Source organism: Sulfurovum sp. UBA12169 (genome assembly GCA_002742845.1).
In the GTDB taxonomy this organism is placed as follows: Bacteria; Campylobacterota; Campylobacteria; order Campylobacterales; family Sulfurovaceae; genus Sulfurovum.
This window is the reverse complement of sequence record DLUH01000001.1, coordinates 196,656-223,386: the sequence shown is the minus strand read 5'-3', so window position 1 is coordinate 223,386 and position 26,731 is coordinate 196,656. Positions and strand designations below refer to the sequence as shown.

The 26,731-nt window shown below is 41.8% G+C and carries 25 protein-coding genes; 15 read left to right on the top strand and 10 right to left on the bottom strand.

What is annotated here, in order from left to right; translation table 11 throughout:
- Nucleotides 1-30: 30 nt before the first annotated feature.
- Together CFH81_01225 and CFH81_01220 are read right to left on the bottom strand one after the other, a co-directional pair.
- Nucleotides 31-618, bottom strand: a complete 588-nt coding sequence (locus tag CFH81_01225; GenBank protein ID DAB40949.1) for a hypothetical protein — start codon at nt 616-618, stop codon at nt 31-33.
- A gap of 59 nt (nt 619-677) precedes the next feature.
- Nucleotides 678-887 (bottom strand): hypothetical protein, encoded by a 210-nt coding sequence (locus CFH81_01220; GenBank protein DAB40948.1) that lies wholly within the window; start codon nt 885-887, stop codon nt 678-680.
- Between the two features lie 252 nt (nt 888-1,139).
- Between CFH81_01220 and CFH81_01215 the strand changes: the two genes are divergently transcribed.
- From CFH81_01215 to CFH81_01170, 10 genes are all read left to right on the top strand, one after another.
- Nucleotides 1,140-2,576 carry a Fe-S cluster assembly protein SufB gene (locus CFH81_01215; GenBank protein ID DAB40947.1) on the top strand — a complete coding sequence of 479 codons (1,437 nt, stop codon included), beginning with the start codon at nt 1,140-1,142 and terminating at the stop codon, nt 2,574-2,576.
- Nucleotides 2,576-3,325 carry a Fe-S cluster assembly ATPase SufC gene (gene sufC / locus CFH81_01210; protein ID DAB40946.1) on the top strand — a complete coding sequence of 250 codons (750 nt, stop codon included), beginning with the start codon at nt 2,576-2,578 and terminating at the stop codon, nt 3,323-3,325. Before CFH81_01215 ends, sufC begins: the two co-directional genes overlap by 1 nt.
- A complete protein-coding gene (locus CFH81_01205; protein DAB40945.1) occupies nt 3,322-4,533 on the top strand; it encodes a Fe-S cluster assembly protein SufD in 1,212 nt (403 codons plus the stop codon). Before sufC ends, CFH81_01205 begins: the two co-directional genes overlap by 4 nt.
- Before the next feature lie 49 nt (nt 4,534-4,582).
- Nucleotides 4,583-5,020 carry a Fe-S cluster assembly protein SufE gene (locus CFH81_01200; GenBank protein DAB41409.1) on the top strand — a complete coding sequence of 146 codons (438 nt, stop codon included), beginning with the start codon at nt 4,583-4,585 and terminating at the stop codon, nt 5,018-5,020.
- On the top strand, nt 5,010-5,336 hold the full coding sequence (locus tag CFH81_01195) for a FeS assembly SUF system protein (GenBank protein DAB40944.1): 327 nt from the start codon (nt 5,010-5,012) through the stop codon (nt 5,334-5,336). The genes CFH81_01200 and CFH81_01195 overlap by 11 nt, the downstream gene beginning before the upstream one ends.
- Nucleotides 5,337-5,565: 229 nt before the next feature.
- Complete coding sequence (locus CFH81_01190; protein DAB40943.1) at nt 5,566-7,065, top strand: DEAD/DEAH box helicase; 1,500 nt, start codon at nt 5,566-5,568, stop codon at nt 7,063-7,065.
- A 225-nt stretch (nt 7,066-7,290) separates the two neighbouring features.
- Complete coding sequence (locus CFH81_01185) at nt 7,291-8,313, top strand: cytochrome C biogenesis protein CcsA (protein ID DAB40942.1); 1,023 nt, start codon at nt 7,291-7,293, stop codon at nt 8,311-8,313.
- Between the two features lie 147 nt (nt 8,314-8,460).
- Nucleotides 8,461-9,285, top strand: coding sequence for a haloacid dehalogenase (locus tag CFH81_01180; protein DAB40941.1), 825 nt, complete (start codon nt 8,461-8,463; stop codon nt 9,283-9,285).
- Nucleotides 9,286-9,433: 148 nt separating this feature from the next.
- Nucleotides 9,434-11,326, top strand: a complete 1,893-nt coding sequence (locus tag CFH81_01175) for an ATP-binding protein (protein ID DAB40940.1) — start codon at nt 9,434-9,436, stop codon at nt 11,324-11,326.
- Between the two features lie 359 nt (nt 11,327-11,685).
- The gene (locus CFH81_01170) at nt 11,686-12,948 is read left to right on the top strand and encodes an arsenical efflux pump membrane protein ArsB (protein ID DAB40939.1); all 1,263 of its coding nucleotides are present in this window, start codon (nt 11,686-11,688) and stop codon (nt 12,946-12,948) included.
- A 230-nt stretch (nt 12,949-13,178) separates the two neighbouring features.
- Here CFH81_01170 and CFH81_01165 read toward each other — a convergent pair whose 3' ends face one another.
- The 8 genes from CFH81_01165 to hemL form a co-directional block, all read right to left on the bottom strand.
- On the bottom strand, nt 13,179-13,847 hold the full coding sequence (locus CFH81_01165; GenBank protein ID DAB40938.1) for a mannose-1-phosphate guanylyltransferase: 669 nt from the start codon (nt 13,845-13,847) through the stop codon (nt 13,179-13,181).
- Nucleotides 13,848-14,034: 187 nt separating this feature from the next.
- Complete coding sequence (locus CFH81_01160) at nt 14,035-15,030, bottom strand: aminoglycoside phosphotransferase (protein ID DAB41408.1); 996 nt, start codon at nt 15,028-15,030, stop codon at nt 14,035-14,037.
- Between the two features lie 98 nt (nt 15,031-15,128).
- Nucleotides 15,129-16,334, bottom strand: a complete 1,206-nt coding sequence (locus CFH81_01155; protein DAB40937.1) for an anhydro-N-acetylmuramic acid kinase — start codon at nt 16,332-16,334, stop codon at nt 15,129-15,131.
- A gap of 168 nt (nt 16,335-16,502) precedes the next feature.
- The gene (locus CFH81_01150; protein ID DAB40936.1) at nt 16,503-18,017 is read right to left on the bottom strand and encodes a sodium:solute symporter; all 1,515 of its coding nucleotides are present in this window, start codon (nt 18,015-18,017) and stop codon (nt 16,503-16,505) included.
- On the bottom strand, nt 18,017-18,580 hold the full coding sequence (locus tag CFH81_01145) for an N-acetylmuramoyl-L-alanine amidase (GenBank protein ID DAB41407.1): 564 nt from the start codon (nt 18,578-18,580) through the stop codon (nt 18,017-18,019). Before CFH81_01145 ends, CFH81_01150 begins: the two co-directional genes overlap by 1 nt.
- Before the next feature lie 144 nt (nt 18,581-18,724).
- On the bottom strand, nt 18,725-19,279 hold the full coding sequence (locus CFH81_01140; GenBank protein DAB40935.1) for a hypothetical protein: 555 nt from the start codon (nt 19,277-19,279) through the stop codon (nt 18,725-18,727).
- Nucleotides 19,266-19,580 (bottom strand): hypothetical protein, encoded by a 315-nt coding sequence (locus CFH81_01135; GenBank protein DAB40934.1) that lies wholly within the window; start codon nt 19,578-19,580, stop codon nt 19,266-19,268. Before CFH81_01135 ends, CFH81_01140 begins: the two co-directional genes overlap by 14 nt.
- A 92-nt stretch (nt 19,581-19,672) precedes the next feature.
- On the bottom strand, nt 19,673-20,965 hold the full coding sequence (hemL, locus tag CFH81_01130) for a glutamate-1-semialdehyde-2,1-aminomutase (protein ID DAB40933.1): 1,293 nt from the start codon (nt 20,963-20,965) through the stop codon (nt 19,673-19,675).
- A gap of 42 nt (nt 20,966-21,007) precedes the next feature.
- On the opposite strand from hemL, the gene CFH81_01125 reads away from it, so the two are divergent.
- The 5 genes from CFH81_01125 to CFH81_01105 all read left to right on the top strand — a co-directional run bounded on the left by CFH81_01125 (nt 21,008) and on the right by CFH81_01105 (nt 26,693).
- Entirely contained in the window at nt 21,008-21,904 is an 897-nt protein-coding gene (locus CFH81_01125; protein ID DAB40932.1) for a hypothetical protein, read from the top strand.
- Between the two features lie 118 nt (nt 21,905-22,022).
- Nucleotides 22,023-22,793, top strand: coding sequence for a sad1-interacting factor 2 (locus CFH81_01120; GenBank protein DAB40931.1), 771 nt, complete (start codon nt 22,023-22,025; stop codon nt 22,791-22,793).
- A complete protein-coding gene (locus tag CFH81_01115) occupies nt 22,790-23,890 on the top strand; it encodes a hypothetical protein (protein ID DAB40930.1) in 1,101 nt (366 codons plus the stop codon). The genes CFH81_01120 and CFH81_01115 overlap by 4 nt, the downstream gene beginning before the upstream one ends.
- Nucleotides 23,891-24,011: 121 nt before the next feature.
- Nucleotides 24,012-25,220, top strand: a complete 1,209-nt coding sequence (gene trpB / locus CFH81_01110) for a tryptophan synthase subunit beta (GenBank protein ID DAB41406.1) — start codon at nt 24,012-24,014, stop codon at nt 25,218-25,220.
- A 9-nt stretch (nt 25,221-25,229) separates the two neighbouring features.
- Nucleotides 25,230-26,693 carry a leucyl aminopeptidase gene (locus CFH81_01105; protein ID DAB40929.1) on the top strand — a complete coding sequence of 488 codons (1,464 nt, stop codon included), beginning with the start codon at nt 25,230-25,232 and terminating at the stop codon, nt 26,691-26,693.
- Nucleotides 26,694-26,731 lie beyond the last annotated feature (38 nt).

Below are 26,731 nucleotides of genomic sequence, written 5' to 3'. Positions count from 1 at the left end.
GTATTTGCGCCATCCGCTGGCACTTTAAAATTAATTTTCTTTATACTCCATCGGAGCAATTGTGTTTTTTAAGCTTACATCCACAACAAAACGGTCATTTAAAAAGTTACGCCCTATCAGCAATTGATATTGAAAGTTGCCTCTGTTTGCAAGGGAAACATTAACGTTTCTAGATATTTCGCCCAACGTAAGCCGTAATTTTATAACAGGGCGCTTATGAGCTTTTGCGCCATGCCTTTTAACATATATATATCTCACAACTTTGTGTTTGGTTGTATGATCATCAATAGTTACAATCGCCCAATCCTCTCCATCCTCATTGATAATTTCCACACTGTCAATACCTATCGAGGTTATACTTGCTCCGGTATCAATGCGTGCTTTCATTACAAAATTGCCGGGATTTACACGGATTTTCTCAACTTCCCCGATCACTGCCTTTGAAGTCTCTGCACCGTTATCGCTTTCCTGATTTGATTTAAAAAATTTTTCTTTGGCCGAAGTGGTAATGTTGCTATCTTTGGACATATTTTTTGCGGATGCGCCCGCACCCACCAAAAGTAAAACCATGCCCGTATACAAAATACGAGAGATAAATGTTTTGTTTTTATTGACCATCTAAGATTATTCCTTTGAAATGATATGGGATGCCGAACTTGTTTGTTTGAGATAAAAAACTACTCAAAATCTTCCCAATCCTCTTCCCTGTCTTCATCAGTATCATCATAATTGACAGTAAATATTTTTTCATAGCCTCTTTTAACAAGTTCTTCATCCAATCCTTCGGCACTAAATCCCTTTATTTTACACACTTCAATAATGGCCGCTATATCGCTGTCATCAACATCATTTATCTTCATTTCAAACTCAATATCAGAGATTGTCATTGCCCTGCTCCTGGTATGGATATATAATCACGTTTTATAATTTTTAAAAGTAAAACTCTAATGGAATTATACATTTTTTTCAAAAAATATATCATGGATTTTGCTGAGCGCTTCTTTTAATTTGCATATTTTAGTGCAAAAATTTTATAGAATACAAATCAGATATTTTTACTCTTATTTTTTAAAAGTACTTGACCGTTGGGTATTATTTGTGCTATAAGATAAAATCAAAGCTTTTCGTATGGGAGATTTATGATGCCGCAAAAAGAAATACATAAAGTTGTAGCCGGTGAGTATCAGCTTGGTTTTGAGGTTGATATTGAAACAGACACTGTACCTCCGGGCTTGAATGAAAGCACTATATGCTTTATTTCAGCAAAAAAACGTGAACCTGAATGGATGACACAGCTTCGTCTTAAAGCCTTTAAAAAATGGCAGACAATGACAGAGCCGCATTGGGCGCATATCGAGTATCCCCCTATTGACTATCAGTCCATCTCATACTTTTCTGCCCCAAAAAATCCGCCTCAAAATCTTGACGACGTAGATCCAAAAATTCTTGAAGCGTATGCAAAACTGGGCATACCGCTTGATGAGCAAAAACAGCTTCAAGGCATTGCTGTGGATGCGGTTTTTGATTCTGTTTCGGTCAAAACAACCTATAGCGAAGAGCTCAACAAACTGGGGATTATCTTCTGTTCGATCTCTGAAGCGATACATGAACACCCTGAGCTTATCAAAAAATATATGCATTCGGTAGTACCGATGAATGACAACTATTTTGCCACGCTTAACAGTGCGGTTTTTACGGATGGGACATTTGTGTATATTCCCAAAGGGGTGCGTTGCCCTATGGAGCTGAGTACCTATTTTCGTATCAATGCGCTTAATACGGGGCAATTTGAGCGTACGCTCATTGTTGCCGATGAGGGCAGCTATGTAAGCTACAACGAAGGTTGTTCTGCACCCACAAGGGACGAAAATCAGCTTCATGCAGCCGTCGTTGAACTGATTGCAATGAAAGATGCCCAAATCAAATATTCCACCATTCAAAACTGGTATCCCGGCGACGAAACAGGCAAAGGAGGTATCTTTAATTTTGTAACCAAAAGAGGACTCTGCCAGGGAGATCATTCTAAAATCTCATGGACACAGGTGGAAACAGGATCAGCGATAACATGGAAGTATCCCAGCTGCATTCTCAAAGGCGATCATTCTGTGGGCGAATTTTATTCTGTAGCGGTTACAACCCTTGCCCAGCAGGCCGATACGGGAACAAAGATGATCCATCTGGGCAAAAACACCACATCTACTATCGTCTCCAAAGGAATTTCTGCCATGAGAGGGCAAAATACCTATAGAGGGCTGGTCAAAATCGGCGCGCATGCCCAAGGCGCAAGGAATTTTAGCCAATGCGATTCTCTGCTCATAGGAAGCGAATGCGGGGCGCACACCTTTCCGACTCTCGAATGCAAAGATGCCAAAGGGTATATAGAGCATGAAGCAACCACTTCTAAAATCAGCGATGAACAGCTCTTTTATCTCAGACAGCGCGGAATGAGCGAAGAGGATGCTGTCTCCATGATAGTACACGGCTTCTGTAAAGAGGTGTTTGGCCAGCTTCCCATGGAGTATGCGGTAGAAGCCAAGGCGTTATTAAATTTAACACTAGAAGGGAGTGTAGGATAATGATAAAAATAGAAAATCTCAAAGCAACTATCGGTTCAAAAGAGATACTCAAGGGGCTCAATCTCACACTTGAAGAAGGAAAAGTGCACGCAATTATGGGGCCCAACGGGGCAGGCAAATCCACTCTTTCAAAGGCCATTGTGGGCCACTATGATATAGAGATCACCGGCGGAGATATTACCTATAAAAATCACAGCATTATAAAAATGAAACCCGAAGAGAGAGCCTTGGAGGGTATCTTTTTAAGCTTTCAAAACCCCGTAGAGATCCCCGGCGTAAACAATGCCTATTTTTTAAGAACCGCACTCAATGCCAAACGTAAATATGAAGGCAAAGAAGAGCTCAATGCTGCTGAATTTTTAAGACTCATGAAAGAACATCTTGAAGGCCTCGGAATGAAATCCGACATGATAAGCCGCTCTCTCAATGAAGGCTTCTCGGGAGGAGAAAAAAAACGTAATGAGATTTTGCAAATGCTTATCCTGGAACCTGAAGTGATCATTCTTGATGAGATTGATTCGGGATTGGATATCGATGCACTAAGAGCCGTTTCTGAAGGGATCAACAAGATGAAAAACGGCAAACGAAGTTTTCTTGTTATTACGCACTATAGCCGTATCTTAGATTACATTAAGCCTGATTATATTCATGTTTTAAAAGATGGCAGGATTATCAAAACTGCCGGGCCTGAACTTGTCGCACAACTCGAGGCCGAGGGATATGAGTCTATCAAGGATGAAAGCAGATGAAACCCATAACGCTTCAGCATAAAAACATAGAGGAGTTGCGAGCCCTCTTCAAAGCAAGCGCACAAAAAGATTTATTGCTGGAAAAATTTAGCGAACTTGGCATGCCCAACGCAAAAAGTGAAGCCTATCATTATTTTGACATAGAAGCCCTGATGGAGCAAGAGTACAAAACCACCACTTTTATCCCAAAAGAAATAAAAGAACATGACAGAATAGAGATTGAAGACGGGATTGTCAAGACCGCCCCCAAGGGGATACGGGTCTATTATGGCGAATACAATCATGCAGATATGACACATTTTGATCCTCTCTATTATTTGGGCCATCTTTTAGCTCCATCAATAATTATCATAGAACTGGACGGAGATGCAGAGGTTGAACTTTTGCATCGCTTTACAAAACCTCATACTCTTATTGCTTATCGTTTAGTCATCAAAAATCAAAGCAACAGACATGCAACACTCTATGAGACATTTGAAGGAGAGAACGCTAAAGAATCGCTTGTACTTTACGGTTACGACATGCATATTGCGAAAGACAGCTCCCTAAGAGTTTTGAAAAACCAAACTGCCTATGCCCCGCACTATACCATGATCGCCTCTCACAAAATCTCGGTAGAAAAACAGGCCAATATGGTCTTTAAGAGTTTTGATTTTGGGGACGCATCTGCACTCACGTTGCTCAAAGTAGATTTGGACACCTCCGCACACATGGAAGCCGGACATCTGCTCTATATTGGGGGTCAGGCCAAAAGAGGTATTGTCTCACGGATTGTCCACAAAGGCGAACATGCAAGCTCGCATCAGGAAGCTAAAAATATCCTTGATGAAAATGCAAGAGGAATTTTCGATGCACTTATCAAAGTCGAACATACCGCCAAATACACCAAAGCCCATCAAAATTCTAAAGCGATTTTGCTGGGAGAAAATGCCTACATGGTTACCAGGCCGCAATTAGAGATTTATATAGATGAGCTTGAAGCTTCACACGGAGCCACCACCGGACAACTTGACAAAAAACAGTTATTTTATTTGCAGTCTCGAGGCATCTCTCAAATCGACGCCCAAAAAATACTTGTGATAGCCTTTGCGAATACTTTGATAGAAAAAATTAAAGATACCAGAAATCAAGAACGCATTAAAGTGAGTTTTGAAGAAGCATTTTATGCATCAAGCAGAACAAAGTCTCTGAAAGAAACGGCTCAATAGATTCTTTCATCGGCATTGAAATGCAAAAAATTAAGGAGACATTATGACCATGCAGGAAAAAATAGCCCGCTACAAAGCCGATTTTGATCTTTTTTCAACCGCTGATGAAAAAATAGAATATGTTATAGATCTGGGCAAGCATCAACCCCCTCTTGAGGCAGGTGAAAAAAACAGTGAAAGCTTCATAAGGGGGTGCTCCTCAAATGCTTGGCTGGTTACCCAATACGATCACAACAAAATACATTTCCGAGGCGAAGGGGAATCGATGATGGCAAAAGGAATGATGACTATTCTTTTGGATATCTTTGATGATCGCACACCAGAGGAAATACTCTCGTTTGATCCGCTAGAACTTCAAACCATGGGCATCACAGAACTGTTAAGTCCCGTACGCCAAAAAGGACTTGAAGCATTCCTAAATACGATCTACAGTCATGCCAAAGCATACAAATCGGCCTCAGCCAAGGAGCCACAAAATGACAAATGAAACCATGAAAGAAAAAGTTATTGAACAACTGAAAAATATCTATGATCCTGAAATCCCGGTCAACATCTATGACCTTGGATTGATCTATGATGTAGATTGCCGGACCGATACGGAAACCAAACGTAAAAAATGCAAAGTTAAAATGACGCTTACCTCTGCAACCTGCTCGATGTCTGAAACAATAGTCAATCTGGTGCGCAGTATCAGCTATCGCGTAGATGAACTTGAGGAGTTGCATGTTGACCTGGTGTTTGATCCTCCATGGGGACAAGAAAAAATGAGCGACGAAGCAAAGCTGCAATTGGGGCTTTTATAAAAACAAATATCTTTCGTCCCTATCTTTTTATAAAAAACTCGCTATAATACGAAACTTTTCTGCAAGAGAGTATCAAACTCCCTACGGGCACTCAATTCCCGTATACTATTTTAGTACATCATTAGTACTTCACTGATCATCCACACACATTGTGCGATAGTTTGGTATCAGCTGCATAAAATAGGGACTATCACTATGGCTACCCGCTATTTTACTATAAAGAAACAATATGAAATTTACAGATTTTAACCTAAAAGAGAGCATCCAGGATGCTATAAAAGAGGCTGGATTTACCGAGCCCAGTCCCGTACAAAAAGAGGCTATACCTCTCGTACTTGCCGGACATGATATCATTGCCCAGGCCCAGACAGGAACAGGAAAGACCGCTGCTTTTGGTCTTCCTATCATGAGTATGATGAAAGCAGACGGTTCCGTTGAAGGTCTAGTCATTGTGCCGACAAGAGAACTTGCCATGCAAGTGAGTGATGAACTTTATCGTTTTGGTAAACTATCAAACCTTAAAACAGCCACAGTGTATGGCGGTACGGCTTATGCAAAACAAATAGAACGTATCAACCAAGCTTCTATCGTGGTAGCAACACCGGGCAGACTTCAAGACCTTCTTATGAGCAAAAAGATCAAACTCAATCCGCATTTTGTGGTGCTGGATGAAGCTGATGAAATGCTTGATATGGGTTTTTTGGATGAGATTAAAAACATTTTTACTTTCCTTGCAAAAGACAGACAAACACTCATGTTCTCTGCTACGATGCCAAAAGCCATCAGAAAACTTGCAGAAGAAATACTTCTGGAGCCAAAAACAGTCTCTATCACAAAAAGCGAGAGCACAAATACCTCTATCACGCAATTTTATTATGTTGTGGAGGAAAAAGAGAGAGACGATGCATTGGTGCGTTTGATAGATTTTAAAAATCCAAATAAATGCATCATCTTCTGCCGTATGAAAAAAGAGGTAGACAGACTTGTTGCACACCTTACTGCCCAAGGATTTAAGGTTTCTGGCTTGCATGGAGACATGGAGCAAAAACAAAGAGAAGTGACCATTAAGGCATTTAAACAGGGCGGGATCGATATCTTTGTTGCTACAGATGTAGCGGCACGTGGGCTTGACGTCAATGATGTTACCCATGTCTTCAACTACCATATTCCTTTTGATTCTGAAAGCTATGTACACCGTATCGGACGTACAGGCCGCGGAGGAAAAACAGGCGAAGCGATTACGTTGGTGACACCCAATGAACTCAAGACCATCAAACGTATCGAAAAAGATGTAGGGACTACCATGGCAACAGAAGTTATCCCTACCCGTCAAGAGGTTCAGAATGTCAAAGAAGATGAACTCATAGCAAAAATTGCCGGTACACAAATTACCGAAAGCGCTATCAAATTGGTTAAGACCCTTCAGCATGATTTGGATATTGTGACGATCGCTCATCTTTTGGCATCTATGATACAAAGTGAAAATGCCATCTTGGGAAAAGACAAGATCGGTCTTACGCTTGATCAGATAGCTACAGCTATAGAGCGAATCAGAAACGAACGAAGTCCAAGCAGCAACAGAAACCGAAGTCGCGGACGAAGCGGAAACGACAGCAGCCGAAGAAGAAGCAGCGGCGGCGGAGACAAAAGCAGAAGCGGACATCCAAGCAGAGAGCGCAGCAGTCAAGGCCGTGCAAGCAGAAATGGCGGACAGGAAAGCCGCAGCTAGCCAAATATACCCATTTTAAAATCCCCTGCCAATCAGACGCTCAAAAGCGTCTGCCCTTCTAAAGTTTGTCTTACACACTGGTTTATTTTTATCGTCTTGTTTATCTTTTTAATGCATTTAACAGTAGAATATAGAAAATATCTAGTAGCTAAATAATATTAATTTTCCTTTAATATTTATTATCCTATAATTAGATATTATAAAAATCAAAAAAAGGGATAAAGAATGAAAATGATAAAACTAGTGAGTTTGTCTTTGATTGCTTCAAGTTGTGTGTTTGGTGCATCTTCGCTTGCGGAAAAAGCTAAAACAAATGGGCTTATAGCTATACCTGAAGACGCCAAAGCCCTATCAAAGCTAATCGACCCCAAAGGAACAATTACAGACGAGAAGGTTGCACTAGGAAAGCAGCTTTATTTTGAACCGCGTCTTTCAAAAAGCGGACTTATTTCTTGCAACACGTGCCATAATCTTGGAATGGGCGGTGCTGATGGCGTAAGTGCAGCAGTAGGACACAATTGGACTGCCAATCCTCATCATCTAAACTCTCCAACTGTTTACAATGCTGTATTTGCACAGGTGCAATTTTGGGACGGAAGAAGCCCTGATTTAGAAGATCAAGCACAAGGCCCCATGCAGGCAATGCCTGAAATGGCAGCAGCTCCATCAATGGTAGAAGCAAGAGTCAACTCAATGCCTGAATATGTCGAATCATTCAAAAAAGCATACGGAGATGATGTCAAAGTCGATTTTAAAACGATCACAGCAACTATCGGGATCTACGAAAGAACCTTAGTCACGCCATCACGCTACGATGACTTCTTAAACGGAAAAAGCGATGCTCTTAGCGACGCAGAAAAAGAAGGCCTTGATACCTTTATAGATAAAGGATGTGCCACTTGCCATAACGGTGTTGCGCTAGGGGGAGGCATGCAGCCTTTTCCTCTGATTGGCAAATATAAATATGCTGATGTAGGAGACTTCAAGGGAGACAAAAACGGTATGGTCAAAGTTCCTACCCTAAGAGAAGTAACCCAAACAGCTCCATACTTTCACAATGGTGCCATCTGGAGTCTAGCTGAAGCTGTTCAGGAAATGGGACGCACGCAGCTGGGCGTAGAGATTTCTGACGAAGATACAAACAAAATCATCACGTTCCTTAAAGTCCTAGAGGGAAGGAAACCGGTTATTGAGTATCCGCAGCTTCCAAAAAGCACACAAGACACTCCAAAACCTGATATGAACTAATCCTTTAAGGGTCCTTCCGGACTCTTAAAAGCATAATCCAAAGCGACAAATCAACTTCAATTTTTACTTAAATTATTTATATATTTTTTAAACTTGTGCTACCATGTCACAATACAATCAAAACGTTTTTACGAATGGGCTTTCACATTGAAAAAATCTATCTACATCACCGACCTTGATCATACTTTTTTACGTACAGACCAAAGCATCAGCGACTTTAGCGCCAATGTGTGGAACGAAAAAGCAAAAAATGCCATATTGTCCATCGCTACGGCCAGAAGCTTTCAAAAATCTCATGACTTTTTGGCCACACTTCATCTGGACGCCCCCATGATACTTCTTGACGGGGCAATGGTTGTCACACCTCAAAAAAAACTTATAGAACTTAAACTCGTCAACAAAACACTGGGCGATGCAGTTATATACGAAGGCAGCCGTTTTGGCATCTACCCTTTTGTAATTGCGCTCAAAGACATGGAGCTCAATGAGGCATTCCTCGTCCCTGCCCAACGCAACGATCATCAAAACGGTGTGCTTCAAAACTACAAAAACGATCCTCGCATGAGAGTATGCAAAAAAATTCAAGCCATGGAGATGAATCTAAAAATTGTCTATTTCGGGAACTATCAAACACTAAAACCTCTCACCGAGCATCTTCAAAAAACTTTTGGCAATGAACTGGAATATAAACTTTCTCCCGAAAAATACAGTGACGGCTATTTTCTTACCGTATTGCATCCTGAAGGCGACAAAGCTCATGCATTGCAAAAAATTGCAGACTATATGGGGCGCAACACTCATGAAATAACCGTTTTTGGAGACAGTATCAATGATATAGGCATGTTTAGACTTGCAGGAACTTCTGTGGCGGTGGCCAATGCGCTTGATGAAGTTAAGGCGGTAGCAGATATCATCCTGCCCCACTCCAATGATGAAGATGCAGTAGCAAAATATCTGGACAGTCTTCATTGATTCCTTGGTCTATTTTTGCAAATAAATAAAATTTGTCAACAAAAGTCGCAAGTCGGCATTTTTTGGCTAGAATAATGCAATAAATTTCTCGTTGCATTATCTAGAAACAACAAAGAATACCAGATCAAACACAAACGGAGTGTCCAAAATGGCAATTACAGCAATTCCGGTAGACCAAAGAGTAATCGATATCGATTCGCGACGATTCGCTTCTATAGAAAAAGCCTTGGTTGAATTGATCACCAACAGTGATGACAGCTATGCCAGACTGGAAAAAACCGGCATGCAGACAAACGGGCAGATTCTCATCAAATACGAACGACATCAGACAGGTGCACTGCTGGTGGTTACAGATCAAGCAGAAGGAATGTCTTTTGAAAAAGCATGTTTCATTCTATCCTATGGCGGAGCACATAGTTCTTTAGCCAAGGGAGAAAGCGGAGGACGCGGATATTTTGGCCGCGGCTTGAAACAAGCTATTTATGGCCTTGGTCACGGATGGATAGAAACCATCCGTGACGGTCGATTTTCCCGTATTGAGCTCTTTCGAAGTGAAAACGGCGGATACCTGTATGACGATGGGGGAGGAGACCGAACAGCCCGGAGTGAAGATTATGAACGCTTGGGCATTTCGGAAAATGGCAGCCAGATAACCATCGTTATTGAAAATACGCAGGTAAATATTTCCCGTTATCAGTCTGTCATACAAGCAGTAGCAAACAATATCTATCTGCGAGATATCTTGGCGCGGCGTCATGTGGAATTAGTAAATATACAACAAGGCAAAGAAGCGGAACAAAGCGGCAAGATCTGCTATCAAGAACCGCCTGCTGATATACTGATAGGACCCGATGAAACCGGATATTTTAACTATGAGCAGCAGACGTATCCATTTGCCCTCACCTTAAAACGTGCTATTGATACCGAATTAACGTCCAGGGGCGATGAACGCACAAACGGATTGGTTGTTTTGTCCGATATGGCGGTACTTGACTGTCAACTGTTTGAATACGAAAACCAGATAGGAACAGAATATCTTTTTGGTACAGTATACTGTCCGGCTTTGATTGAAAAATTAAGCCATGGCATAGCCGTCATTAGCGATGAACGCGAAGGATTAAACCAAAAAGACCCTTTTGTGGCAGCTTTCTCCAAATCCGTTAGCAATATGATTGCCCCCTGCGTGTTGGCGGAGCAAGAAAAACTCAAGCATTTGGAACGTGCCTCAACTTCCGACAAAACCGGCCATATGATCGAACATCTTTTGCAACGCATGAATGTAGCCGCAGTTGAAGATTTCGGTATCATCCTGCCGCCGTCTGATGCAGAAATGATTGCTGATGAAACCACTGAGCTTTCGGCTGCATTGCGTTTTACTACACCTTTTTATTATCGAAAACCAAATCACCCTTTTCATGTTGCTCTACTGGTTGCCCCTGAGCAGTTTACTGAGGATAAGACCTTAAACCTTGAGTATATGCTGCCAGAATCTGTCCATATTGAACCCAAGCCAACATCAATATCGCTGGAAGAACTAAAAGAGATACAGCGCATAGAATGGACCATTGTGGGGGATAAGGCGGGTGAACAGGGGGAGATCACGGTGCGGGGAGGTGATTATTGGGCACGGTGCGAAATCGTTATTTCAGAGCGAGCATCCGGACATAGTTACGGCTCATCGATGCATACTGCAAAAAAAAGAGCACCCAGGGATCATGGCGCCAATATGTTTGCCGGCTATGAACTGCGCAATCTAAACAATGACAGAGATCGTGCTGTATATAATCGCAAAGAGCGAAAAATCATCATCAATACCGGTGCACCGACCGTCCAGCTCTATATTGACGGCAGAGGACATTTTAGGGATTCTGCCAGGTTGCTGCTGGCTGAACTTTTTATGGATGTGATTTCGGACGAATTGGCCCGATACTCGATAGAAAAATCAGGTCAAAAAAACAATGTCGAAGCTTATCATGCGGCCAAAACAGATATCATTCGCCAATACGGCAGTGAAATCCATCTTTCTTTTTTAAATACGTAACTATGTAATCATGGAGATAAATAAACGTTTTGCCTTTAACGCTTCAAGGATTTTTGGCGTTGTGGGATATTTAGTTCATCAAATCAAGTGATTGTCTTGGATGATGCACTAAATATGTTTATCAATTGCCTTGTCTCTGGCGTCAAGATAAACCGATGTCTGTATCATGGCCGCCTCATACGCTTTTGCGACATGTATCCTTTTAATTCAAGCAGTGACTGAGTATTTGGGTTTGCTTTATCGCTTGCTCCTTTTTAGAACAATTTGAATTGCAGCAAAATAATATCAATAAATCAATATATCTTGATATTATTATGTAATTTCGCTATAGTTACCCAATTTATTTTCTGGAGTAGACTGTGTTTTTATCGATTTCAATATTTTTAGTTACCTTGCTCTTCATAATCTGGCAGCCCAAAGGGCTTCAGATCGGCACAACCGCGGTCATGGGTGCCATCATTGCACTGCTGGCTGGTGCAGTAAGTTATGCAGACGTCTTTAGGGTGATAGACATTGTCTGGGATGCAACGCTTGCCTTTATAGGCATTATCATACTTTCAATGGTGCTTGACGAGATAGGCTTTTTTGAATGGGCGGCCATCAAAATGGCAAAATTAAGCCGCGGCAGCGGAAACAGAATGTTTGTCTATATTCTGCTTTTGGGAGCACTTGTTGCCGCGTTCTTTGCCAATGACGGCGCCGCACTTATCCTTACACCTATTTTGCTTGCAAAGATGAAATATTTAAAGATGAATCCCTTGGCAATCTTTGCTTTTTTGATGGCAGGCGGCTTTATCGGCGACAGTGCATCCAACCCTCTGGTCATTTCAAACTTGACCAACATCGTAACGGTCGGGTATTTTGATATCGGTTTTGTTGAATATGCGAAACATATGTTTTTACCCAACCTGCTCTCGATCTTCGCTTCAATTGTGGTGCTATGGATCTATTTTCGCAAAGATATCCCTTTAAAAGTTGATGTAAGCACTTTGCCCGAAGCCTCTTCGGTTATCAAAAACCAAACCATGTTCAAACTTTCATGGTTTTTTTTGGTGCTATTGATGATCGGCTATTTTATAGGTGACTCCTACAACCTGCCGGTTTCTATTTTTGCACTGGGGGGAGCGCTTGTTTTTTTAGCAATTGCAAATCACTACAAAGCCACAAAACCCATCATGACCATCAAAGCAGCGCCATGGCAGGTCGTTTGGTTTAGTATCGGGCTCTATGTGGTGGTTTACGGATTGAAAAATGCCGGACTTACCGAAATCATCGCTTCATGGATCACAGCGCTGAATACCCAGGGGACTGCCATAGCTATCATGGGAACCGGCTTTTTATCTGCGGTCATCAGCTCTGTGATGAACAATATGCCAACGATCATGATCATGGACATAGCGATCGACCGTGTGGGCTATGCCGGAAACGAGGCGCTGGTCTATGCCAATATCTTAGGATCAAACCTGGGCCCCAAAATGACACCGATCGGTTCGCTTGCCACTCTTCTTTGGCTGCATGTGTTAGCTAAAAAAGGAGTGAAAATCGGCTGGGGAGAGTATATGAAGGTCGGACTGGTAATCACACCGCCTGTTTTATTTTTTGCTTTGCTGGGTTTGTTGTAAATTGGCAGATATCTATCTGCATTATCAGCGAGAGGGGGGGCTGAAATAAAAAATTGTTTTATAGTCACTTTCCCGTCTCATGATTATATTATTGCTTTGGCGTTGTTTATTGGCGGTGCAACAACAGCAAAAAGAAGCTTATAGAAAAAAGTTAAGAAAAGATATCCTGATAAAACGATATGGGATTTTAAACAGTCCCATATTTTCATAAGCCAAAGCATCGTTTTTATCTAATACCGATTGATTAACTGCACATTCAAAAGTTCAAGTCTCTGAGGGGTTCCTATGTCAAGCCATTCACCCTCATAGAGTTCACCTGTAACTTTCATCTCCCTCATTGCAGATCTTAGCAAAGGAGCCAAGGCATTTTTGCCATAAGGAACATCCTTAAAAAATTTTGGGGAGTAGTAACCAATGCCTGAAAAAGTATATGCTTTGGCATCAGTCACAAAACCATCCTCTAGAGCAAAATCCCCTTTTGGATTGTGTTCGGGGTTGGGCACGAGAATCAAATGCGCCAAGATGCCCTCTTTGAGCTTTTTATCCTGCTTAAAGTCATAGTCAGACCAGATATCGCCATTGAGTACTAAGAATGTTTCATCCCCAAGCAAAGGCAAGGCTTTGACGATACCCCCTGCACTTTCCAGTGCCCCCTCTTCTTGTTCATCGCTGTAAGTTATCTTTACGCCCCACTGCGAGCCGTCACCCAAAGCCTTAGGTATGCGGTAGCCCAAATGCGCAATATTGATAACGATCTCTTTAAATCCGTCATGTGCCAGTCTTTCAAGATGCCACACAATGAGCGGGATACCGCCAACTTCAAGTAGTGGTTTTGGCATCTCATCCGTGAGTGGCCTCATCCGTTCGCCGCGACCCGCTGCAAGTATCATTGCTTTCATTTTATTCCTTTTAAAGCTTTAATTTGTATTTTAAAAAATACTTGTGCTGCCTTTGTGTCCGGTTTCGATTTTTTTAGAAAAAATAGACAAAAGGCGTCACCGTTCTTTGTATTTTATTTTCCGGTTCGCTTTCCCCCTACGTGTATCGGCAAAAATATTGAACACAAAAACATATAAAAACTATCATCTATAACAAACCTTGAAGTAACGATACAAACATCTTTGTTTCATTGTATTTCGAGCCTGTCTCCAAAATATACTTGAGCGTCAAAGGAATATCCTTTAAATACCCGTCTTTTCCATCACGCAAATGCAGCCTGCTGAAAATACCCAATACCTTAATGTGTCGCTGTAATCCCATAAAATCAAACCATTTGATAAAAGTAGCATCATCAATATCCAAACCGATGCTGTCACGATAATAGAGTGCCAGTCTTTCAACCTCTTTTGCGTCAATCTCAACATAACAGTCCCTCAGAAGCGAAACCAGGTCATAGGTGATGGCTCCCGCCCTTGCATCCTGATAGTCTATGATCCCTATCTTGTCTTCGGAGGGCAGCATGATATTGCGCGAATGAAAATCGCGGTGGACAAAAACCCCCTGTGGCTGCTCAAGTACCACTTGGACTATTTTTTTGAGTGCTTCGTTAATAATATCCTGGTGTTCTTTTGCTATTGATATTTTTAAATATTTTTCAAGATACCATTCTTGCATCAATGCCATTTCAAAATGTAAAAAATTTTCATCATAAAACGGCAAGCCTTTTGTGTTGGCATGCTGCATCTTGATGATCTCGTCAATGGCTTTTTGGTAAAGCGTATGGTAATTCTTTTTATTTAAAACATCAAAATAATGCGTGCTTCCAAAATCCTCAAGAATAAGATAGCCTTTTTTTATATTTTTTACTATTATATAGGGAACACGGACGCCGGCGGCCAAAAGCCTTTCAGTGATATCAATAAACATCATCAAACTCTCAGGCATCAAAGAGGAGTCCATCACTATGCAGGTGGGAGGTTCTTGTTTTTTGGTTTCCCGGCTAACTGACTGCTGATCAATCGTAAAATCATGCAGTTTTCTAAGACGGTAGTATGATCTAAAGCTCGCATCGCTAGAGGCTGTTTCTATGCTCCACTCATTCCATCCGATATCTTGAAGCCATGATTTTATACCCTCAGCCATATATCGTTTATCCCTTGTCTCTTTGTCATTTTTTATCATTTTTCTTAAAGCTGTACCCTTTCAAGAAGATTCGCTAAGCCATTAGTTAATGAAAAGTATTATACATAAAGCCCGCCCAATACCGCATTGGCACTTGCGCCCGTTACGTCTTTTAGATCTACTTTTTCGCTTCTCACTCTCTTGTGAGCCAGCCATGCCATCATCATAGACTCCATCGCTTCACTGCTTATTCCAAGGCTGTCAGAACTCACAACTTCGACAGACGCCAACAAACTATGAAGCCTTTGGGTGAGAAAACTATTTTTAGCTCCGCCGCCGCACAAAACAACTCTTTGTCTCTTAAATTTTTGCACTTCATTGGCGATAGTTTTGGCTGTCAATTCCAAAAGTGTTCTTTGGATATCTTGAGGTTTATAGTGCTTCAACAAATCGTCATTCCTGCGCAGGCGCGAATCCGCACGACTGTCATCCCAAACTTGTTTCAAGATCTCTTTGGATCCCCGGGTCAAGCCCGAGGATGACGGGTTGTTGTCATTCCTGCGCAGGCAGGAATCCATTCTACGCATCTTTTCTTCAATCCATGCGAGATTGAAATACTCTCTGCCTGTGCTTTTTGGATAACTTTTGGCAAAATACTCATCACTCAAAAACTCTTTTAAAAGTGATTCGCTTAACTCACCGCTTCTAGCCCAAGAGCCATCTTTATCGTAACTCTTGCCCAAATGTTTTTGACACCAACTGTCAAGCAGTACATTGCCGCACCCCGTATCATACCCTTTCACTTGCTCATCAAGTACTGAGATATTTGCCATGCCGCCGATATTGACAACTGCTGTTTTTTTACCGCTAGCGCCAAATAAAAATGCATGAAACGCCGGAGCAAACGGCGCCCCCTGCCCGTCTGCCGCCATATCTTTTCGTCTAAAGTCCGCTGCTACGGTTAGTCCGGTTTGAAACGCCACTATATTTGGATCGCCCAGCTGCATAGTAAAGTATTTATTTGGCTCATGCCACACAGTTTGTCCGTGCAATCCTATGGCTTTTATGGTATCTTTTAGGATATTGTATTTGTTCAAAAAGCTATTAATCGCTTTGGCATACATGAGTCCCAGGCGATGATCACACTCGCCTATCTTGGAGATATGCACATTGCTATGTATAATTTCCAAAACTTCATCGTTAAGCTCATAAGGATAGCTCTCAAACGTGATGAGTTTGCAGCGGTTCTCATCTACTTCGCACAGTGATATATCTATACCATCCAATGATGTTCCGCTCATCACGCCAATGTACAGCTCACCCATCCGTATCCTTATTCGTTTATATGGATATCATTATATCGTAAGGGAAATTTGTTTTAATGGTTAGTATTGGCGAAAGTTTTCTCTACTTGATTGAGGTGAAATTACATTTTGTGATTAGCATTGGCATATGCTTGTCATGCCGGCTAAGGAGTCCGTGTCTTTATGCGATTATTTCTGGCCAATAGTACCGCTACCCTTCCCTATCATCATAATCCCAAAAGAAACAACAGTTCCGATGATGATCTGCGCTGAGAAATTAATAGCAAAATCAAACAATGTTTCTGTGATATACGGCTGCAAGAACAGAACTGTCATAAATCCGCCCAGAAGTGCGTATCGCACACTTCTCTCATCACCTCTTTTGGTCCATAGAGCCGCACCAAAAACTCCTAGCAATCCAGCGTACGCGAACACCATTACCCCAAGTGCAAAGTCAAGGAGCGGGATATCGCTGGATCTCTGCCAATAGTAGCTGAGTATTGCCATGAGCGATAGAAGCAGCGCAGAGAGAAGCACCCCTGCTCTGGAAGCTTTCAGATAATGCTTCTCGCTTTTACCCTCAAACATCGGCTTATAGATATCCGTCACCGCCACAGATGACATCGCCCCAAGAACTGAACTCGTACTCGTAAATGTCGTCGCAACCACACCGATAGTCGCAAGCGCTTTGAAGCCGTCAGGAAGCTCATGAAGGATATAGGTCATAAAGATAGCTATTTTCTCGCCTGCAAAGCTTTGGTCTATCTCATTGCCAAAACCGGAGAGCTCAGGATGCTGATAAAACAGATACAACAACAGTCCGATAACCAAAAACAAAAACGCGGTAGGTATGGTGATGAGGATGGAGACGATGAGCGACTTTGCTCCTTCGTTTTTATCTTTGCAGGTGAGGATACGCTGTGTCATATCCTGATCGAGTCCGTATGCTGCGATATTCAAAAGAAGCAAACCGCTTATCAAAGCCCAAAAGTTATAACTTCCCGTAAGAGAAAAATCGATTATCTTGAGCTTGTCGCTTGCCTCCAGTGCAGAATAGATCACTCCGATATCACCGCCAAGAGCACCAAAAAGATGATAAATGATAAATAGCGCAGCACCCATATAGATGACGACTTGAACGATGTCGGCTATGATGATAGACTTGATACCGCCAAAATAGGCATATCCCAATGACCCCGACATAAGAATAATAATGGCAAATAGTATATGAGTTGCCGCTATATCGCTAAAAAGTATCATTGATACAGCCAAAGCCCCGATATACAGCCTTGCTCCGCTGGCAAATAATCTGCCGACTAAAAACATCATCCCGGCATCTCTTTTGGCTCGCGGACTATATCTCTTTTCCAAGAGTTCATAAACCGTGATAGCGCCTATCTCGTAAAATCTAGGTACCAATACTTTTGCCACTATGACGACTGCCAAAAGAGCAGAAAAGAAGAAACCTACAAAGGTGAGATTATTGCCGTATGAAGATTCCGGAGCTCCCAAAAACGTAGCAGCCGATTGCGAAGTGGCAAGAACAGAGATGGCAACTGCGAACATCGGAAGGGATTTTTCACTGACGAAATAATCTCTGCTCGTTTTAACCTTTACTCTGCTGAGCCAAACCGATGAGACGATTACCAGAAGAAAATAGATACCAAAGATCACCCAGTCCGGGGTTGCAAACGCTGAGTGCACTATCGGTCTTTTGGAGGTGTTTTAAGCTGAAGCTCTTTCACGGCTGACCTGACCGCATTCATAAACTTGGGACCCGGATCTGCTTTAATGGTTCTATAGCTTGTGTCTTTTTCCAGCCATAGGGGAGTATGCTCCATCCGGGTGTATTCATAATGCCCTATCATGTACTCGATACTCGGATATTTCTTTTTCAAATATCTAACCAAAGCGATGTTGGATCTGAGCTGCGCGGGCGTGAGGTCTTCGGCCTGATTGCCTTTTCCGCCAATATTTTCAATTCCGATGCTTGAATAGTTTAGTCCGATGACATGCCTTGCCATCCAGTTTTCAGGCATCAACCGATAGACAGTGCCGTCACGGTCAACCATAAAATGGGACGAAACATTCAAGGCGCCTGCCTTCAGGATATCTTTGCGGTCACTTAAAAGAAGTTCTGGATTTAAACGGTTGAACGAGCGTTCAAAATCCATCTCCGCCGTCCAATGAAGCACGATAATTCGGGGTGTGATTGCGATATCCTTAACGTCCAAGCCATAACTTGATTTGATGTACTCTTTTGTCATGGCTATACGCTTTTGGGTGAATACTATGGGTTTATCGACAATTTGTAAAGTTTGAGATGCGGACTCTTGAGCCTGAATCAGTGCGCAAGAAGCAAGCAATAATAAAAATATTTTTTTCAAAATGTATCCTAATGGGAGTTGAGATTATTGTATCGTATCTTTGCTATGGTTTGTTTTGTCCCGCAACAGTATCGCGACAATGATAACAGGGGGCAAACTTAATGCAAAAAGGTAACCGGGAATATGTAAAAGTTCGTGACGCTGCAAATATAAAAAACCAAGCACCAAAAGAAGATAGGCTCCTAGGCGGTAGACAGAGAGGGCTGCTTTTGTATCTTTGAGGATCTCAAAAAGTGACCGTCTGTTTTCTTTGCGTTTTTTCTTTTCCTCTTTGACTGTCTCAGCCAAAGACTGTTCTTCTGCTTGTGTGATTTCTTTGTCGTCATAAAGGTCATAAGGATCTTCCACTCTGTCTATTGTATCCTTGCTGTCATCGATGGTGATAATCTCTTTTTCGACGCGAACTGCAATCATACGCCGATAACTGATAAAAGAGGCCAGCATAACCGATACTGAAGTAATAAATCCAATCTGCATGCTGTAAAATACTTTGGTATCAAAAAATATTATACCAACCGCTATCAGTACCGCATCTACAATAAGAAGGAATTTCAGTATCTTTTTGCTAATACCTGTCATTCTCGTCCTCATTGTCATATTTGGCCTGCTGTTCTTTTTTGTATCGGTATTTAGGATCGTTTGCAAGTTCATCCAGAGACCTTTTCTGTTTTTCGTAGGCCTTGTAGACATTCAGCACCGCTGCACCCACACCTATAAATACTCCGATCCAAAGAGTCCAATTTGCACCCGTAAGCTTTTGCAGACCAAGACCAATACCTACACCCATAAGCACAGCCACAACCATGGAAATGCCCAGACTCAGCCCGTCGGCAGCATCTACCAATTTTTTAAACGCGGGGTCTTCTTGATTATTGTTCACTGTTAATTCCTTTGCGCTTTTTATCTTGAGTCCATTCTGGATCCATAAAGCAGTTGTATTTAATTTGATATAAATTCACGATGATGATATCTTTACTTGCTGATATTTGCCATCACCTCATAGGCTGCCTTGATCGTTTCTTCTATCATCTCATCTGTTGTTGCCGCGGAAACAAAACCGGTTTCGTAAGATGAGCACGCAAGGTAAATTCCTCTGTCTAGCATTCCTTTATGAAATTTAGCAAACATTTTCGTATCGTTTTCCAATGCGTCATTAAAATTTTTTACCGGTTTTGAAGAGAAAAAGAAACCAAACATGGAACCTCTTACATCTGTGACCAAAGGAATATCGGCTGCATTTGCTGCTTTTTTAAAACCGTCCATCAGTTTTTTAGCTTTGTTTCCCAGCTCTACATAGATTGCGGGATTCTTTTTGAGTTTTTTAAGACTTGCAAATCCCGCTGCCATGGCAACAGGATTTCCGCTCAGTGTTCCCGCCTGATACACCGGACCTTCAGGTGAAAGATGCGCCATAATCTCTTTTCTTGCACCAAACGCGCCTACGGGCATGCCCCCGCCGATGACTTTACCCAAAGTAACCATGTCAGGCTTGACAGACGTGATACCCTGCGCTCCTTTAAGTGACGCTCTAAATCCGCTCATCACTTCATCAAAAATCAAAAGCGTACCATGGGCATCACATACTCTTCTAAGTGCTTCCAAAAAAGATTCATCCGCAGGAACCAGTCCCATATTTCCTGCGATCGGCTCTATCACGATACAGGCAATACCCTCTTTTGAATCTTCAAAGCATTTTTCAACACTCGCGATATCGTTGTATGTAGCAAGCAAAGTGTGTTTGGTCAGATCAGCAGGCACTCCGGGACTTGAAGGCGCACCGAACGTTGCCAGACCCGATCCCGCCTGCACCAGCAATGAATCGGAATGCCCATGATAACACCCCGTAAACTTTACGATGTTATCCCTGCTCGTAAATCCTCGTGCCAACCTAATAGCAGACATCACCGCCTCTGTGCCGGAACTGACAAATCGCACCTTGTCTATGCCCTCAAAAAGAGAGACTATCTCTTCAGCCAGCCGAGTCTCTATCGTTGTGGGCGCACCAAAGCTCAACCCTTTTTTGGCTGCTTCTATAACCGCATCTTCGATCTCCTTATCACAATGTCCAAAAATAAGCGGTCCCCAACTCTGCACATAATCAACGTATCTGTTGCCGTCAATGTCATAAAGATATCCTCCTTTTCCGTATTCTATAAACGGCGGCGTGCCTTCCACTCCATTAAATGCACGTACGGGCGAATCAACACCTCCGGGTATCACGTTGTAAGCTTCTTTGAATGCTGCTATACTTTTTTCATATGCCATCTATTAATCCTCATCTATGTATAATTGCGAAGATTATACACTATGGGCACTAAGGAGACGATTATCAGAACATTAAAAGGAGTATTGCTCTCTTTATTGTTGCATCTTTTGCTTTTGCTGCTTTTTGTGGTGACCTTTAAAAAGGTTGTCTTACGGCCCCCTCCTTTGGCAAAAGAGGAAAAAATTGCACTAAATCTATCGCAGTTTATGCCTCCCTCCCCCAAGCCTATAGCCGCGCACGCACCAATAACACCTCCCCGGGCAAAGCCTGTGGAAAAAAAACCAAATAAAGTGCCGACAGCAAAACCTATCGTTAAGAAAAAAATTTTAGACCAAAAAAAGCGTCTTGCCGTCCCCCAAAAAGATAACAGTGAAAACAATGCTACCAAGATCACAAAAAAACAAGTAAAAAAAATCAGAAACAATATCTTTCAAACGAAGGCGACACGGCACACAGCAAAACCAACAATCAAATCAACTCGTCCCAAAAGTCCCATATCAAAAGCGTCAAAAGATCCGCTTGCCAACGCCCTTATGGGATCGGGAACCTCGATGTACAGAGCAACAAAATCTAACAATTCCAACCAGACAGGCAACATGATCAATCAACTATACGGCAGAGAATTTGACGGTTTCAGCCAGGTTCAAAAAGAATTTATACGAGACAATCTTGGCACGATACACCGCATCACCCAAAATACACTTTCTAGAAACGGATACCCCGATGTAGCGATACAAACAAAACAGGAGGGCACCAATATCGTCTCTTTTAACCTTCATCCCAACGGGGATATTACCAATCTTCAGCTCAAAAGACCTATAGGATACGCAGCTTTAGATGAAAATACGCTTGAGGTAATACGTATCGCCTACAAAGAGTATCCAAGACCCGCCAAAACCACAAAGATCGTTTTTTATGTGCAATACCTTTTGCATTGAAACATCAAAGCATTAAGAAATTTCAAAAAATGTACTATTTTTATGTCAATATAAGACACGAAACACTCAAAACCGTTATAATATATCATTATGGATATCTTAAAAGAATGGGCATGCAATGAATACTATAAAAAGCTATAAATTTGTAAACGATTTTGATTTTAAAGAAATCACTCAAAATGCTATAAAAACTTTTAGAGCAAAAATAATAAAAGACGCTATCATTATCGAAAAAGAATCGAAGTTCGCTTTCATCTTTAAACATGGCGTTGCAGTATTTTGGGACTTTGGGGAAGAGGAGTTTTTACTTAAAAAAATCTCCTCCTCATCTTTTTCTTCCGAAAACTGCGAAGAGTTTAATTTCGAGTTTTCACAGACACAAAAAATAAAAATAGAGACCGATACCGTCTATTTGGACAACAGTAACGAACTTACGATGCTCTCAGTCTCATTTGCGATCGCACAATCTATAAAATTAAATGAATTTGAAGATGCAATGCATGAAACATTGCAGCAAACAGAGCATATCCCTCTGGAACTTGCAAGCAGCGGACGTGTTTTGATGTCAAGAAAAGAGATTGCCAAAGCAAGAGGACATCTTTTCCTGGCCAAATCAAAAATCTATCTACACTTTGAATTGCTTGACACACCCGAATTTTTTTGGGAATATCCTGAGCTTGAGATCTACTATCAAGCAGCACGAAAATATCTTGAACTGCAGCCTCGCATAGAGATCTTAAACCGAAAACTTAATGTTTTGCAAGAAGTGCTGACTATTTTGGCAGATGAACAAAATCATAAACATTCAAGCCTCCTTGAATGGATTATTATCATTTTGATTGCTTTTGAGATTATTATATTCATCTTTAACGATCTGCTCAAATCATGAAATCATCGTTTTTTTTCTTCATTTTTCTTCTTTTCTTCTTTTCACTGCATGGGCTTTTCTATTATAGGGTCGTCAAAAAACTGCTTGTTCCTGCCCGTGTCAAAAAGATACTCACGATACTTTTATGGGTCAATTTTTTATTTAACCTGCTTTACGTAACCGGCAGATATACGGATATTTTGCCAAATGAGCTTTACTATCTTTTTTCAATCTCCATAGGCATTACTTTTGTGCTGCTTCTATACCTCACAGTACACGAAATTATTTATCTTCTTGGCAAAAGCGTTAAAAAAATGGATCGCTCAAAAAGAAACTTTATCAAAAAAAGTACAGACGGTATGCTTCTTGCTCTTTCGACGGGATATATAGGTGCCGGAATTTACGAAGGAAGCAAGGAGCCCGTGATCAATATTGTAGATTTTAAGCATTTTGATTTTTCAATTGTTCAGATCAGTGATTTGCACATAGGAGGACTTATCGACAAAAAATTCGTAGAAACATCTGTAAAAAAAATAAATGGGCTCAATCCGGATATTGTGTTTATTACCGGAGACCTGATCGATACCGGCATTGATCAAATCAAAGATGCGGTTATGGAACTTGACCGTATCGCTTCCAAACATGGTGTCTATTATGTCTTGGGCAACCACGAGTATTTTCACAACCCTGTCAAGATTATTGATTTTATGCAAAAAACACAGATTAAAGTATTGTTAAATGAAAATATAACCATTGATGCCCTTAAGCTCAATGTGGTGGGCGTAACTGATCTTTTTGGATACCGTCTTGGGCTGTTGATCCCGGATATTGATAAAGCTTTCAAGGGATGCAACAAAAATTATCAAACTATTCTTTTGGCACATCAACCCAAGTTTATTGAACAACTCAAAAACTATGCGCCCGATCTCATACTTAGCGGACATACGCATGGCGGACAAATTTGGCCCTTTAATTATCTTGTGGGACTGCAGCAACCCTATGTAAAAGGACTTCATAGACTTCCCAAGGGAAACCATATCTATATCAATAGCGGTATTGGATTTTGGGGGCCGCCCATGAGACTGAATTCTCAAGCAGAAATCACTTATATCGTTTAAATAATCGTGACAGACAAATAAGATGTAAGAGAAGGCGGTTTAGGAGGATGTTTCTAATCTCCCATACGATATAATCCAACTATTAACAAAAACGAGAGTAGCATAAATGAAAAATAACACAATGTATTATATCCCCACGCCAAGCCCAAATGATCCTGATGCATTAGGGCATTTTGGCAAATTTGGCGGGCGTTTTGTGCCCGAAACGCTGATGCCTGCACTTGAACAGCTTCGGCTTGATTATGAGGCGGTACGTTTTGATCCTGATTTTTGGGGCGAGGTGGATTATTATTATAAGCATTATGTAGGGCGTCCATCCGCACTTTATTATGCTGCAAATATTTCTAAAGAGATAGGCGCAAAAGTCTACCTCAAAAGAGAAGATCTTAACCATACCGGAGCCCACAAAATCAACCATGCCGTAGCTCAGGCCGTTTTGGCAAAAAGACTGGGAAAGAAAAAGATCATAGCTGAAACAGGCGCAGGTCAACACGGAGTGGCTACGGCTACGGTGGCCGCACTCTTTGGGCTGGAGTGTGAAGTATTTATGGGATCCAAAGATGTGGCGCGTCAGGAACTTAATGTTTTTCGCATGAAACTACTGGGCGCAAAAGTCCATGCGGTTGAATCGGGAAGCAAAACCCTCAAAGATGCGATGAATGATGCTATTCGCCATTGGGTAACACATGCAAGAGATACCTACTATCTTATCGGCACCGTAGCCGGACCGCATCCCTATCCCATGATGATTCGCGATATCCAATCGATAATCGGATGGGAAGCAAAAAAACAACTGCAAGAAGCAGAAGGATGCTTGCCTGACAAGGTCATCGCCTGTATCGGGGGAGGCTCAAATGCAATGGGGATCTTCAATCATTTTTTAGAAGATGAAAGCGTAGAATGTATCGGCATTGAAGCCGGCGGAGAGGGGCTTGACTGCAAACACGGCTGCTCCCTTGAAAAAGGTACTCCTGGCGTACTGCATGGCCAGCTTACCTATCTGCTCCAAGACGAAGACGGACAAATACAAGAAGCACACTCCATCTCTGCAGGTCTGGACTATCCGGGAATCGGGCCGGAACATGCCTATTTAAAAGATATGAAAAAAGTGACCTATGATCATATTACCGATGATGAAGCGCTTGATGCGTTTGTATGGCTTTCGCAAAAAGAAGGTATCATCCCTGCTTTTGAAAGTTCCCACGCTGTAGCCTATCTGAAAAAAATGAAACCAGAATCAATCAAAGATAAAATTATCCTTGTCAATCTTTCAGGACGCGGAGACAAAGATATGATGCAGGCAAAAGAAATCTTAAAAGACCAATTTTAAAGGATACATATGAATTTTGAACTCACCATAGCACCCCTAAATGATATCAAGAGCGATCTACAGATCATTATGGTTGTAGAAAACGATCTTAAGCACTCTTTCGTCCATGATAAAAAATTACTCAAAAAAGCAGGATTCAAAGGAGGCCAAGATGAAACTGTTCTTTTCCTGGAGCATGACAGACTCTATGTCGGCGTAGAAAAGATCAGCGGCGCCAATATAAGAACGGCCGCTGCATCGGCTATGCGCGCACTTGCATCAACAACCTATAAACATATCAGCATTGCCAGCTACATGAACTCAGAAAAATGTACTGCTATGCTTAGAGCAATGGTTGAAGGATTCATTCTGGGTGCTTATCGTTTCGAGACCTACAAGAATGAAAAATGTATAAATCCCGTTAAAGAGATTACCATTTCTCTAGAGGAATACCATGGATTCACTTTAAATATAGATGTTTGCGCGCAAACATTAAATCGAGCACAGATCGTTGCCGAAGCAACAAACTTTACGCGCGATATCGTCAATACCACGCCGGATGACTGCTATCCTGATGTAATGGCTCAGATTGCTGAAACTCTAGCGAAAGAAAACGGTCTGGAATGTACCGTTCTAAAGCCCAAAGAACTCAAAAAAGAGAAAATGGAAGCCCTGCTGGCAGTTGCACGTGCAAGCCGCCATAAACCAAGAGTGATACATCTTGCGCATAAACCTGAAAACCCCAAAGCGGTCATTTCTTTGGTAGGAAAAGGTCTTACGTATGACAGCGGCGGACTCAGCCTCAAACCTGGCGACTATATGGTGACAATGAAGTCCGATAAGAGCGGCGGTTCTGCAGTGCTTGGGATCATGAAAGCGGTCTCAGATATGAACTTGCCTATCGAAGTACACGGTTTTATCGGTGCCGTAGAAAATATGATCGGAGGAGATGCCTATAAACCCGACGATATCCTTAAAGCAAAGAACGGTAAAACCATCGAAGTAAGAAATACAGATGCGGAAGGTCGACTTGTACTTGCGGATGTACTTGCCTATGCCCAGCAAGAAGTTAAAGCCGACTATCTCTTTGACTTTGCAACACTAACGGGCGCCTGTGTTGTGGGAGTAGGAAACTACACCTCCGGTGTCATGGGCAACAGCGATATCCCAAAAAATCTCATTATTGATGCGGCGCAAAGCTCCGGAGAATTGGCTACCAAGCTTGATTTTAACCGCTACCTCAAAAAGACGCTCAAGTCTGAAATTGCAGACATTTGCAACATTTCCAATACAAGATACGGAGGAGCAGTCACAGCAGCAATGTTTCTTTCTGAATTTATTGATGATACGCACAAAGAAAAATGGGCACACATCGATATCGCCGGACCGGCATTTGTAGAGCATGTATGGGGAGAAAATCCGCATGGCGCATCGGGAGCCGGCGTGAGAATGATGGTCAGACTGCTTGAAAAACTGACACAACACAAAGTCTAATATTTTTTATCGGGAACGTCAAAACTTTCCCGATATGC

Coding starts and splice junctions, on each gene's coding strand:
- CFH81_01225 (DAB40949.1), bottom strand. CDS start 618: ATGGTCAATAAAAACAAAACATTTATCTCTCGTATTTTGTATACGGGC.
- CFH81_01220 (DAB40948.1), bottom strand. CDS start 887: ATGACAATCTCTGATATTGAGTTTGAAATGAAGATAAATGATGTTGAT.
- CFH81_01215 (DAB40947.1), top strand. CDS start 1,140: ATGATGCCGCAAAAAGAAATACATAAAGTTGTAGCCGGTGAGTATCAG.
- sufC (DAB40946.1), top strand. CDS start 2,576: ATGATAAAAATAGAAAATCTCAAAGCAACTATCGGTTCAAAAGAGATA.
- CFH81_01205 (DAB40945.1), top strand. CDS start 3,322: ATGAAACCCATAACGCTTCAGCATAAAAACATAGAGGAGTTGCGAGCC.
- CFH81_01200 (DAB41409.1), top strand. CDS start 4,583: ATGCAGGAAAAAATAGCCCGCTACAAAGCCGATTTTGATCTTTTTTCA.
- CFH81_01195 (DAB40944.1), top strand. CDS start 5,010: ATGACAAATGAAACCATGAAAGAAAAAGTTATTGAACAACTGAAAAAT.
- CFH81_01190 (DAB40943.1), top strand. CDS start 5,566: ATGAAATTTACAGATTTTAACCTAAAAGAGAGCATCCAGGATGCTATA.
- CFH81_01185 (DAB40942.1), top strand. CDS start 7,291: ATGAAAATGATAAAACTAGTGAGTTTGTCTTTGATTGCTTCAAGTTGT.
- CFH81_01175 (DAB40940.1), top strand. CDS start 9,434: ATGGCAATTACAGCAATTCCGGTAGACCAAAGAGTAATCGATATCGAT.
- CFH81_01165 (DAB40938.1), bottom strand. CDS start 13,847: ATGAAAGCAATGATACTTGCAGCGGGTCGCGGCGAACGGATGAGGCCA.
- CFH81_01160 (DAB41408.1), bottom strand. CDS start 15,030: ATGGCTGAGGGTATAAAATCATGGCTTCAAGATATCGGATGGAATGAG.
- CFH81_01155 (DAB40937.1), bottom strand. CDS start 16,334: ATGGGTGAGCTGTACATTGGCGTGATGAGCGGAACATCATTGGATGGT.
- CFH81_01145 (DAB41407.1), bottom strand. CDS start 18,580: ATGACAAAAGAGTACATCAAATCAAGTTATGGCTTGGACGTTAAGGAT.
- CFH81_01140 (DAB40935.1), bottom strand. CDS start 19,279: ATGACAGGTATTAGCAAAAAGATACTGAAATTCCTTCTTATTGTAGAT.
- hemL (DAB40933.1), bottom strand. CDS start 20,965: ATGGCATATGAAAAAAGTATAGCAGCATTCAAAGAAGCTTACAACGTG.
- CFH81_01125 (DAB40932.1), top strand. CDS start 21,008: ATGGGCACTAAGGAGACGATTATCAGAACATTAAAAGGAGTATTGCTC.
- CFH81_01120 (DAB40931.1), top strand. CDS start 22,023: ATGAATACTATAAAAAGCTATAAATTTGTAAACGATTTTGATTTTAAA.
- CFH81_01115 (DAB40930.1), top strand. CDS start 22,790: ATGAAATCATCGTTTTTTTTCTTCATTTTTCTTCTTTTCTTCTTTTCA.
- trpB (DAB41406.1), top strand. CDS start 24,012: ATGTATTATATCCCCACGCCAAGCCCAAATGATCCTGATGCATTAGGG.
- CFH81_01105 (DAB40929.1), top strand. CDS start 25,230: ATGAATTTTGAACTCACCATAGCACCCCTAAATGATATCAAGAGCGAT.